Annotated in this window: 11 protein-coding genes; 3 read left to right on the top strand and 8 right to left on the bottom strand. The window is 66.7% G+C overall.

All coding sequences use genetic code 11. From position 1 onward, the window contains the following. A partial coding sequence (locus LI94_RS07065) for a helix-turn-helix domain-containing protein (protein ID WP_046300752.1) occupies positions 1-231 on the bottom strand: 231 nt, incomplete at its 3' end. A 129-nt stretch (positions 232-360) separates the two neighbouring features. On the opposite strand from LI94_RS07065, the gene LI94_RS07060 reads away from it, so the two are divergent. Both LI94_RS07060 and fadD5 read left to right on the top strand, forming a co-directional pair. Continuing rightward, complete coding sequence (locus LI94_RS07060) at positions 361-1143, top strand: enoyl-CoA hydratase-related protein (RefSeq protein ID WP_024441803.1); 783 nt, start codon at positions 361-363, stop codon at positions 1141-1143. Further along, positions 1140-2669 carry a fatty-acid--CoA ligase FadD5 gene (gene fadD5, locus LI94_RS07055; RefSeq protein WP_046300751.1) on the top strand — a complete coding sequence of 510 codons (1530 nt, stop codon included), beginning with the start codon at positions 1140-1142 and terminating at the stop codon, positions 2667-2669. Before LI94_RS07060 ends, fadD5 begins: the two co-directional genes overlap by 4 nt. Before the next feature lie 22 nt (positions 2670-2691). Here the strand turns inward: fadD5 and LI94_RS07050 are convergent, their stop codons facing one another. The 6 genes from LI94_RS07050 to LI94_RS07025 form a co-directional block, all read right to left on the bottom strand. After that, a complete protein-coding gene (locus LI94_RS07050) occupies positions 2692-3654 on the bottom strand; it encodes an SDR family NAD(P)-dependent oxidoreductase (protein ID WP_046300750.1) in 963 nt (320 codons plus the stop codon). Positions 3655-3669: 15 nt separating this feature from the next. Continuing rightward, positions 3670-4365 carry an anti-sigma factor gene (locus LI94_RS07045; RefSeq protein ID WP_046300749.1) on the bottom strand — a complete coding sequence of 232 codons (696 nt, stop codon included), beginning with the start codon at positions 4363-4365 and terminating at the stop codon, positions 3670-3672. Then, a complete protein-coding gene (gene sigK / locus LI94_RS07040) occupies positions 4362-4922 on the bottom strand; it encodes an ECF RNA polymerase sigma factor SigK (RefSeq protein WP_046300748.1) in 561 nt (186 codons plus the stop codon). The genes LI94_RS07045 and sigK overlap by 4 nt, the downstream gene beginning before the upstream one ends. Before the next feature lie 91 nt (positions 4923-5013). Beyond that, the gene (locus tag LI94_RS07035; protein WP_046300747.1) at positions 5014-6288 is read right to left on the bottom strand and encodes a class I SAM-dependent methyltransferase; all 1275 of its coding nucleotides are present in this window, start codon (positions 6286-6288) and stop codon (positions 5014-5016) included. Further along, a complete protein-coding gene (locus LI94_RS07030) occupies positions 6285-6983 on the bottom strand; it encodes a DUF1365 family protein (RefSeq protein WP_046300759.1) in 699 nt (232 codons plus the stop codon). The genes LI94_RS07035 and LI94_RS07030 overlap by 4 nt, the downstream gene beginning before the upstream one ends. Beyond that, on the bottom strand, positions 6977-8281 hold the full coding sequence (locus LI94_RS07025; RefSeq protein WP_046300746.1) for an FAD-dependent oxidoreductase: 1305 nt from the start codon (positions 8279-8281) through the stop codon (positions 6977-6979). The genes LI94_RS07030 and LI94_RS07025 overlap by 7 nt, the downstream gene beginning before the upstream one ends. 207 nt (positions 8282-8488) lie before the next feature. Between LI94_RS07025 and LI94_RS07020 the strand changes: the two genes are divergently transcribed. Then, positions 8489-9385, top strand: coding sequence for a DUF1295 domain-containing protein (locus tag LI94_RS07020; RefSeq protein WP_046300745.1), 897 nt, complete (start codon positions 8489-8491; stop codon positions 9383-9385). Positions 9386-9424: 39 nt separating this feature from the next. Here LI94_RS07020 and LI94_RS07015 read toward each other — a convergent pair whose 3' ends face one another. After that, positions 9425-10804: a cation:proton antiporter gene (locus LI94_RS07015; RefSeq protein ID WP_046300744.1), complete on the bottom strand. Its 1380-nt coding sequence runs from the start codon at positions 10802-10804 to the stop codon at positions 9425-9427.

The following is a 10804-nucleotide window of genomic DNA, read 5'->3' as shown; positions in this document are numbered from 1 at the left end:
AGATGTGTATAAGAGACAGGCCGTGTACTGGGCGGTCGCGACCAGTAGCGCGTACTTGTTGGCGAAGTGCCGATACAGCGCGGGGCCGGAGAGACCGACCTCGGCGGCGATCTCGTCGACGCCGACCGCGTGGTAGCCGCGATCACTGAACGCACGGGCCGCGGCGCGGACGATCTGCGCCTTGCGGTCCTTGGGGCGGCGCTGCACCGCAGTCGCTGATCCCGCGGCCATGGACGCAACCATTTTCACCCCCGTGTTGACTGTTGGACCCGACGCCCATACGTTAACCACAATTTACGTTTTCATCCACGGAGGAAGTGACGTGCTGCAATCCCGGTTCATCGAAAGGCGGGTCTGACCGTGTCCGAGAACGCCAGCTCCGCCAAGCTCACCGCGACCCGCGACGGTCGGGTGCTGCGGGTGACGATTACCAATCCCGCTCGGCTCAACGCGATCGACTACGACACCATGGCGGGCCTCGGTGACGTCATCGCCGGCGCGGCCGACGACCCAGGCGTGCGGGCCATCGTCATCACCGGCGAAGGCAAGGCCTTCTGCACCGGCGCCGACCTGTCGGCCACGGCCGGCGGCGTCAGCCCCGAGGAGGTGATGGACTGCGCCTCCCGGCTGGTTACCTCGGTCGCCGAGACCCCGGTGCCGGTGATCGCGCGGATCAACGGGCCGGCCGCCGGTGTCGGCGTGGGTCTGGCGCTGGCCGCGGATCTGATCTACGCCGCCGAGAGCGCCTACTTCCTGCTGTCGTTCACCAACATCGGCCTGATGCCCGACGGCGGCACCACCGCCCTGGTTGCGGCTGGCGCCGGGCGGGCCGTGGCCAACGAGATGGCCCTGCTCGGTGGGCGCCTGTCGGCCACCGCCGCCCGCGATGCCGGCCTGATCAACGCGGTGCTCGGCGAGGCGGAGTTGGACGCCCGGGTCAACGAGGCCGCCGAGAAACTGGCCCACGGACCGCGTCGCGCCATCGAATTGACCAAGCGCGCGCTCAACGCCACCAACCTCGCCGCACTGGATGCCGCACTGGCCCGCGAGAAAGCCGGCCAGGTGGAGTTGCTGGGCTCCCCCGACTTCTTCGAAGGCGCCGCCGCGATGCTGCAGAAGCGGAAGGCGGTGTTCGGCGAATGATCGCTCAGCCGCTGCGGTCTCGCCGCAACCATTGGATGAATCAGGTGGCGAACCACGCCGCGATGCGTCCCGACGCCGTCGCCTTCCGCTGTCGTGGCAACGACACCACCTGGCAACAGCTGCACGATCGCTCCGAGCGCCTGGCCGGGGCACTGTTCCGGCGCGGCATCTCCTTCGGCGACCGCGTGCTGATCGTGATGCTCAACCACACCGAATACATCGAGGCGACCTTGGCGATCAACGCCTTGGGGGCCATCGCCGTACCGGTCAACTTCCGCCTCACCGACCCTGAGATCAGCTACATCGTCTCCGACAGTGGCGCCAAGGCTGTCATCACCGATCAACTGCTTGCACCGCTGATCGAGGCCGTCCGCAAGAACACCCCCGGCCTCGATGTGGCCGTGGTGCTCGGCGACGACTACGAATCGCTGATCGCCGAGCCCGGCGACCCGCACCCCGGCGCCGATGTCCCCGAAGACACCCCGGCGCTGATCATGTACACCTCGGGAACCACCGGAAGTCCCAAGGGCGCCATCCTGTCCCACTCGAACCTGCTCGCCCAGTCGCTGACCTGTATCCAGGCGCTGCAGATCAGTCCGGACAGCGTGTACTTCTGCGCCGCACCGATGTTCCACATCGCCGGCCTGGGCAGCATCGCGCCCAACCTGATGCTGGGCACCAAGACGGTGATCCACCCGCTCGGTGCGTTCAACGCGACCGACACCCTCGACGCCTGGGAGCGCGAGCGGGCCACCTCGGTGTTCCTGGTGCCGGCGCAGTGGCAGGTCATCTGCGCGGATCCGACTGTGCCGCAACGAGACCTGGCGCTCGAAGTGATCAGCTGGGGGGCGGCGCCGGCGTCCGACACCGTACTGCGGGCCATGGCGGAGACGTTCCCGGACGCACTCAACGTCGCGGTGTTCGGCCAGACCGAGATGTCACCCATCACCTGCGTGCTGCAGGGCACCGACGCGATCCGCAAACTCGGCTCGGTGGGCAAGGTGATCCCGACCATCTCGGCACGGGTCGTCGACGAGAACATGAACGACGTGGCGCCCGGCGAGATCGGCGAGATCGTCTACCGCGGGCCGACCATGATGCAGGGCTACTGGAACAAGCCCGACGCGACCGCCGAGGCGTTCGCCGGCGACTGGTTCCACTCTGGTGATCTGGTCCGCGTCGACGACGAAGGTTTCGTCTACGTCGTCGACCGCAAGAAGGACATGATCATCTCCGGCGGTGAGAACATCTACTGCGCCGAGGTGGAGAACGTACTGTTCGAGCACCCACTTATCCAGGAGGCCGCCGTGATCGGGCGTGCCCATGACAAGTGGGGCGAGGTCCCGGTGGCCATCGTCGCGGTAGCGGCCGGCGAGACGCCGCTGACGTTGGAGGACCTCGAGCCCTTCCTCAACGAGCGCCTGGCCCGCTACAAGCACCCGAAGGAGCTGGTGCTGGTGGACGCCCTACCCCGCAATGCCAGCGGCAAGGTGGTCAAGCCGCAACTGCGCAAGCAGTACGGCTAGCCGGGGCCGGCGCCCGGGCAGCTCAGCTGTCGCGCAGCCCGATGGCCTGCTCGAGGTAGGCCCAGAGGCGTGCGCGGTCAGCACTGCTGTCGTGGGTGAACGGCAGATAGTGCTCGGGGCGCTGTCTCCGGTCGTGCCAGAATCGGCCGGTCGGCGGAGCGGGCTGTGTTGCGGCCAGCCAGATCGCGGTGTCAGCCCCCTGCTCTGCCGTGCGCAGCAGCGGTTTGGTGAGTTTGCGGAAAGTCGGCAGCGACGTGATCACTCCCGGCGTGTCGGACCAACCCGGGTGCATGCAATACACCGAGATCCCGGCCGCCTTCCAGCGTTCGGCCAGCACCGGGGTCAGCGCCACCTGCATCCGCTTGGTGCGGGCGTAGGCGGTTGCGCCGCGGTAGGGACCGACCCGGTATTCGGGGTCGTCGACAGCCAGCGCCTGGGTATACATGCCACCCGAGGACATCAGGATGACCCGCGGGTCGGCGGACGCGGCCAATGCGGGAACCAGCAGTTCGGTCATCAGCACCGGACCCAGAACATGGGTGGCCAGGGTGATCTCGTGTCCGTCGGCGGTCTCGGCCCGCGCCGCCGGCAGCAGACCGGCGTTATGGATCACCACGTCGAGGCTGGGCAGACGAGCGCCGAGGTCAGTGACGAACCGCCGCACCGCCGACAGGTCGGCCACATCACACACCTCCGCGCGCAGGTCGGCATCCGGGTGCTCGACGGCCAGCTCGGCTCGGGCGCCTTCGATGCGCTCGAGGTTTCGGCTGACCATCACCACCGTGGCACCCAGCGCCGCCAGTCCCCCGGCGATCGCCTTCCCGATGCCGCTGTTGGCCCCGGTCACCATCGCGGTCTTGCCGCGCAGGGCATGCGGCGCCGGATCACCGGACCACGCGTGCGCTCGAATCCGGTACCCGAGGCGGCTGTAGCCGGGAACCACGGCACGGTCCAGCACTGAATCGATTACCGACCCCAGATCCATCGGCCCAACCTCGTCTCAGCGCAGTGGTATCTCAACGATCATCTGCCCCGTGGGCTCGCGCGACCCCGGATCGGGCTCCACCGTGAACCCGAGTGCCGTCGAATCCCCGAGGGCAGGAATCTCCGCAGTGGTCGACGGTGACACAGCGGCGGCGTCCATCGTGCCGGCCAGCGTCGCACCGCGGGGGCTGAGCAGCCACATCTGGTACACCGTGCCGGGTTCTGGCGGGGGCACGTTGTTCATCACCAGGACTCCGGCACTGCGTTCCCGGGAGAAGAGCACCGTGGCAGTACCGGTGGCCAGCGGGGTCGACACACTCGCCACGTCAGGCGCCGCGAGCACCCGGTCCGAGACCGACTGTGGGGCAGTGGGTCTGAGCTGGCTTCCGACCCCGAACGCCGCCAGCCCCACCACCAGCGCGGCCGCCGCGGCAATAGCCGCGGTACGCCATCGAGAACGGGAGGCGGACAGCTTCGCGGCTCGGCCCAGAACCGATTCACGCAAGGCCGGCGAAGGTTGCGCCGCAGTGGTCTCCGCGATGGCTGCCATCACCTCCTGCACCGCCGACACCTCGGCGCCGAAGGCCTGCGCGATAGGCGTCGGGGCTTCGGTGGCCCCTCGCTCGATCTCGCGCCGTTCGGTGTCGGAGACGGCGTCGAGCGCATACGGCGTCGCCAATGCAAGCAGGTCGAAGCTGTCCGGCTCGGTCATGGCATGCCCAAACATTCACGCAGGCGGCGCAATGCGTCTTGCATCCGCGTCTTGATCGTCGATGTGGCCACCGAAAGCCGTTCCGAAACCTCGCGATAGGTCAACCCGGTGTAGTAAGTCAGCTCGACGCACTGCCGTTGCTTCTCGGACAGTCCGCCCAGACACTCGACGACGCGGTGCTGTTCGTCGCCGACGATCACTGCGTCGATGACGACGTCGCCGGCCGGTTCTGTGCTGGCCGCACCGTAGCGCGATTCCCGCAGCCCGGCAGCCTGTTCGGCGCGGACACGGTCCACCGCGCGGCGGTGCGCCATGGCCAGCAGCCAGGCGAGCGCCGATCCCTTGGCCGGGTCGTATTTGTCGGCGTTGCGCCAGACCTCCAAGTAGACCTCTTGGGTGGTCTCTTCGCTGTAGCCGGTGTCACGCAAGACGCGCAGCACCATGCCGTACACCCGCGAGGCCGTACGGTCATAGAGCGTCGCGAAGTCGGCAAGACTTCCGCCCGCCACCCGGTGCAGTACCGCATCCAGCTCAGAGGCATCCGCGATCTGATTCATCGGAGGACAGCCTAGCCGCCCCGCTGTCCCAGGTGGAACGGTTGGGACCCATTCCTCCAGGGACTCGGCGATGGCCGGCATCCTCATCTCCTCACCGCTGCCGTAAGTCCGACGGGGCGAACGTCCACTGGTAGACATCCAGATATCCCGAACGGAAGCCGGCTTCGGAGTAAGCCAGGTAGAAGTTCCACATCCGCGAGAACACCTCGTCGAAGCCCAGGGCCGCGACAGCGGCACTGTTGTCCTGGAAGCGTTCCCGCCACAGCTGCAGCGTGTCGGCATAGTGCGGGCCCAATGAGCACATATCGACTGTGCGCAGGCCGGTGTGGTACCCGGTGATGTCCATGATCGCCTGGATGGAGGGCAGCAGACCGCCGGGGAAGATGTACTTCTGAATCCAGGTCAGGGTGTGGCGACTGGCCATCATCCGGTCATGCGGCATGGTGATCGCCTGAATCGCCACCCGGCCGCCAGCGGCGGTAAGCCGTTCCAGTGCCCGGAAGTATTGCGGCCAACCCCGATAGCCGACAGCCTCGATCATCTCCACCGAAACCACCGCGTCATAGCTGCCCTCGACTTCGCGGTAGTCACGCAGTTCGATCTCGACCCGGTCGCTCAAGCCTGCGTCGGCCACGCGCTGCTGGGCGAGCAGCTGCTGCTGGCGCGACAACGTCAGGGAACGCACGGTCGCGCCGCGGGCCGCCGCACGGAGGCAGAGCTCGCCCCACCCCGTACCGATTTCCAGGACCCGGCTTCCCGGTCCGACGGCGGCGGCGTCCAAAAGGCGGTCGATCTTACGGCGCTGGGCCGCCACGAGGTCTGCCGATGATCCAGGGAGCTGGTCGAACAGCGCGCTGGAATACGTCATTGTCTCATCGAGGAACAGCGCGAACAGCTCATTGGACAGGTCGTAATGTGCCGACACGTTGTGGCGGGCACGGGCGACGGTGTCGGGCGACCGCGGCTGCCGGGCCAGCACCAGAGGCCGTAACCGCTGCAAGAACGCGGGGACCAGCTCTCCCATCGAGCCGGCCAGCACGCTGAGCAGCGCCACCAAGTCCGGCGAGTCCCACTCACCGGCCATGTACGCCTCGCCGAAGCCGATCAGCCCGGACCGTCCGACGCGCCTCGCCAGGCGATCCGGCTCGCTGATCACCAGCTCCGGGGCTTCAGGATCACGCGCACCGTAGCTCTCGCCCCCCGGATAGATCAGTCGGACCGGTAGCCGCGCCGCGGTACGACGCAGCAACGCGTGCACCACCGCAGCGGATGCGGATGCCAGCGGCCCCGAGGGGACCTGCACCAGCTGCGGCCACCTGTTCGGATCGATGCGCACTTGCGGACTCAGGTCTGATGCGGTACTCACCTTTTCACCACCGGAACTCGTCGCAACCACAACGTGATGCCTTGCAGACGAATACGCGCCGAGACCAGAAGCGGTGCCAGCGGCGCGATGAGCTGCATTCTGGCGACCCGGCCTTCGGTGGCCGGGAATCCCGCGCCGCGCATCGTCGCGGCGAACACCAGCTCGTCGGCACGGAACAACGAGATGCTGATGTCCACGTCACGGTCAGGCCGGGGGGCCCGGACCAGATAGTGGCCTTCAACGGGATTGAACGGCGAGACATAGAACTGCTTGGCCACCTGCACCGCCGTCTCGGCCGGCGGTAGCAGGTAGGCGTGACGTTCACCGTAGGTGTTGTGCACTTCGGCGATCACGTGCTGCAGCTGATCTTCGTGATCGTGGCACCAGAACAGGCTGATCGGATTGAATACGTGGCCCAGAACTCGCGCCTGCAGCAAGGCGTAGGTGCGGCCCGTGGGCGCGGTGGCGCCGCGTTCGAGGAGGAACCGCTCCACGCGCTCGCGCAGCGTATCGCCGGTGCCGCCCACCAGGTGGTCGCTCGCCTCGAACCCGGCGAATGGCCGTAACCACCAGGGCAGGCGGGGCAGCTCATCGATGTCGACGTACCAGCTGTAACTGCGGTAGACGAATGAATGGGCGACCGGCATCCGTCTGCGATGCGTGATCGTGGTGCGATAGATCGCGGGGGTCAGCATGCGCACGCCTGATCGCGGACTGCGGCCGGAGCCCAGTCGGCGCCGAGCCGCCACGCGGCCCGCACGCCTGAGACCGCGCCGTCTTCATGGAAGCCCCAGCCGTGATACGCGCCGGCGAACACGATGCGGTCATCGCCGAGTTCGGGCAGCCGACGCTGAGCTGCTACCGACTGCGGAGTGAAAAGTGGGTGTTGGTATGTCATCTCAGCCAGAACCGAGCGCCGGTCGACCAGGTCTGACCCGCCCAGGGTGACCAAGTAGCGCCGACGGGAATCAATGTGCATCAGCCGGCTGACGTCGTAGGTCACCAGCACGCCCGCGCGGTCCGGGGTGACTCGATAGTTCCACGACGCGCGGGCCCTGAGGTGGCGGGGCAGGACCGACTCGTCGGTGTGCAACTGGGCGTGGTTCGTCGAATAGGGCATGGCCCCCAACACTGCTCGTTCTTGCGCAGTGGGTTGATCGAGCAGGCGCAGTGCCTGATCGGGGTGAACAGCCACCACCGCCGCGTCGAAGTGTCGCGGTCGCGAACCTCGGACCCGCAGCAGCACTCCGTCGGGCACGCGGCGCAGCGCCGTCACAGCGGTGTCGGTCAGTACCTCGTCAAGGGTCGTGGCGATACGGCGCACGTAGTTGATCGAGCCGCCCGCTACGGTGCGCCACGTGGGGGAACCGAACACCGACAGCATGCCGTGGTGTTCCAGAAACGTGAAGAGGTAGCGGGCGGGGTAATCCAGCGCGTCGTCGGCTCGGCATGACCAGACCGCTGCCACCAACGGAGTCATGAAGTTGGTCCTGAAGTAGGCGGAGAAGCCGTGCCGTAGCAAGAAGTCACCGACGGTCTCCAGGTCATCGGGGTCCGACCCCTGCAGCACCGCTTTGGCCGCACCGTGGAAGCGCCGGATCTCGGCCAGCATCACCAGGTTGCGGGGATGCAGTGTCCTGGGCGACGCGAACAGACCGCTCGCTCCTCGCGCACCGGCGTACTCCAAGCCGGTGGCGTCGTTACGCACCGACATGGACATGTCGGTCTCGATGCCCTCCACACCGAGTTTGGCGAACAGCCGACACAGCGTCGGGTAGGTCCGATCGTTGTAGACCAAGAAGGCTGAGTCGACGGCGACGGCACTGCCGTCATCGGCCTCGACCAGGTGGGTGTGGGCGTGGCCGCCCAACCGCTCGGCGGCCTCATACAGGGTGACCCGGTTGTGGTGGGACAGGATGTACGCCGCCGTCAGGCCGGCGATGCCACTGCCGACCACAGCGATCGACCGCGTCCGGTGCGCTTGACTGTGCATGGTGGTTATTCGGAGCCGCGAGCGTCCTGGTCGGGATTCGCGGCCAGGAGAGGCGACAAAGGTTGCGCTGCCTTGTTCTCCCGGTAGCGTCGAGAATCACCTCGGTGATTCCGGACACAGCCGGCACACACCCCGTTCGAGATGAAGGCCTATGCATCCGCTGACACACACAGACCGAAGCCGCGTGAACGCATGGTGAGGCCGACGATGGGTAAAACGGCGTCGCTGTCGCTGATCGGCGTGGCCTACCTGGTCGCGATCGGCGTCGCCGGGACGTGGCTGGCATGGGGCCCCGCCACCGGGCGGCTCTGGCTGGATACCTTGATCGCTGATGTGTTGGCCACCGTGGTGGTCTTCGTCTTCAGCAGGTGCTTCGGCAACTCCAGCTTCTACGACGCCTACTGGAGTGTCATTCCGCCCCTGTTGGTGGCCTATTGGTGGTTTCAGTCCCGGCCTGACGTCGACACCGCGCGTTGCGTGTTGATCGCTGTGGTGGTCGGGCTATGGGCGGTGCGGCTCACCGGTAACTGGGTGTGGGGATTTCCCGGTATGCACCATGAGGATTGGCGATATCCGCTGCTGCGCCAACGCGCGGGTCGCTGGGAGTTCGCCGCGGACCTGCTCGCCATCCACCTGGTGCCCACGCTTCAGGTGTTTGCCGGCCTGGTGCCGGTCTACGTCGCCGTGACGCGGCCGGACCGGGGCCTGGTCTGGCTGTCGGCTATCGCATTCGCCGTCGGCATCGCCGCAGTGCTGCTGGAACTGGTGGCGGACGTGCAATTGCACCGGTTCGTGCGCGACCGGGCGCCGGGCACGGCGATGGATCGCGGGATATGGGGTTGGTCGCGGCACCCCAACTACTTCGGTGAGATCAGCTTCTGGTTTGCGTGCGCGCTGTTCGGCGTTGCCGCCGCACCGGCTCAGGCGTGGTGGATGTTCTTTGGTGTGCTGGCGATGGTGGCGATGTTCTTGGGCGCCAGCATTCCGATGATGGAGGAGCGCAGCCTGCAGCGCCGGCCCGAATACCAGGACGTGATCGACCGCGTGCCGCGCTTAGTCCCCCGCCCGCCGCGTCGGGGCAGCGAACTCAGGTCATCGCGCTGAATGCCCGGAAAACCCTTTCCTCGGTGGTGAATGCTGTGCTCAACGTGTCGGCGCGGGTTCTGCCACCGTGCGCCCGTTGCGGGGGTAATCATCACCGTAGGGCTCCTCGCCGTCGGCGCCGAACCGCAGTCCGGTTCTCCGCAATCGGCGCTCGAACTGCCGCTGCAGCGGGGTTGCGACCAATGTCGTGATGATCGTCATGAGCGCCAGGATGGTGTACAGCTTCGCCGAGATCAGGCCGGCTTCGAAGCCGATGTTGAGCAGGATCAGTTCCATCAGCCCACGAGCATTGGCAAGTGCCCCCATCGAAGCGGCTTCGAGCCGACTCATTCCCTGCCAGCGGGCGGCCAGTCCCACCGCTCCGAACTTCGCGGTGAAAGACACCACCAGCACGATCAGCGCCATCAACAGCGTTGGGCCGTCCAATATCAGCCGAAGCTGGGTGTTCAGTCCCGAGTAGATGAAGAACGCCGGAATCAGCAGGTATGCCGTCAGCGGCTCGAAGTGCCGACGGATCTGCGTCAGCAGCTCGCCACGAGGCATCACCATGCCGGCCACGAAAGCGCCGAATACGGAATAGATTCCGACGAAGTCGGTGAAGCAGCTCGCCGCCAGCACGACCAGCAGGACCACGCTGGTGTGTGCGATCGGTAGGCCGCCCGTGCGTTCGGACGCACCCCGACGCGGCGACCATGTCTCCAACCGCGCGAGCAGCGGCCGGCCGACGTAGATCATGAAAAGCAGGTAGCCCAGCCCGCCTCCGACGGCAAGCACGGCACCGAAGAGGCTGCCCTTGGCGGTGGCCACCACCGTCGCCAACAGCACCCACGAGCATGCGTCATCGAACGCGGCACACGACAGTGACACCGTGCCCAACCGCGTATTGAGCAGTCCCGAGTCGTAGACGATCCACGCCAGCATCGGAAAGGCGGTGATAGCCACGGCGGCCGCGACGAACAGGCCACCCTGCCACGAGACGACATTGTCGGTGAAATAGCCTCCGCGGCTTACCATCCACGCACCGAGGACGCCGCCGAGCATCAGGGGAACCCCGATTCCGGCTACTGAGGTGACGCCGGCCTGGCGCCAGTGCGCGGTCAGGATGTCGAGTTTGAACGAGGCTCCCACCAGGAACATGTACAGCACCAGACCCAGTTGGCCGACCACGTAGATAACGGTCAGGTTGGGGTGGGTGAAGGTCTCTGAGCCGAGGGTCAACTTCGTGGGGAACAGCCATTGCTGCCCAGCCGGCCACACCCACCCCAGAACGGAAGGCCCGAGCAGGAATCCGGCCACCATCATCGCCACCACCTGCACCTGGGCCAGGCGGCGCAGCAGCGGCCAGAGCAGTCGGTAGGTAAGCAAGATGACCACGATTTGAAAGAAGAAGTGGTAAGTGATCTCCAGCTGGGAAGGCAT

The organism is Mycobacterium sp. UM_Kg27, from assembly GCF_000972905.1.
Taxonomy (GTDB): Bacteria; Actinomycetota; Actinomycetes; order Mycobacteriales; family Mycobacteriaceae; genus Mycobacterium.
Note: the sequence above shows the minus strand (reverse complement) of the source record. Positions and strands in the feature narration are given on the sequence as shown.

What these genes read in the sequence shown, in the direction of transcription:
- sigK (WP_046300748.1), bottom strand. Translation starts at nt 4,922, where the DNA reads ATGAATCAGATCGCGGATGCCTCTGAGCTGGATGCGGTACTGCACCGG.
- LI94_RS07020 (WP_046300745.1), top strand. Translation starts at nt 8,489, where the DNA reads ATGGGTAAAACGGCGTCGCTGTCGCTGATCGGCGTGGCCTACCTGGTC.
- LI94_RS07015 (WP_046300744.1), bottom strand. Translation starts at nt 10,804, where the DNA reads ATGCCTTCCCAGCTGGAGATCACTTACCACTTCTTCTTTCAAATCGTG.
- LI94_RS07025 (WP_046300746.1), bottom strand. Translation starts at nt 8,281, where the DNA reads ATGCACAGTCAAGCGCACCGGACGCGGTCGATCGCTGTGGTCGGCAGT.
- LI94_RS07030 (WP_046300759.1), bottom strand. Translation starts at nt 6,983, where the DNA reads ATGCTGACCCCCGCGATCTATCGCACCACGATCACGCATCGCAGACGG.
- LI94_RS07050 (WP_046300750.1), bottom strand. Translation starts at nt 3,654, where the DNA reads ATGGATCTGGGGTCGGTAATCGATTCAGTGCTGGACCGTGCCGTGGTT.
- fadD5 (WP_046300751.1), top strand. Translation starts at nt 1,140, where the DNA reads ATGATCGCTCAGCCGCTGCGGTCTCGCCGCAACCATTGGATGAATCAG.
- LI94_RS07045 (WP_046300749.1), bottom strand. Translation starts at nt 4,365, where the DNA reads ATGACCGAGCCGGACAGCTTCGACCTGCTTGCATTGGCGACGCCGTAT.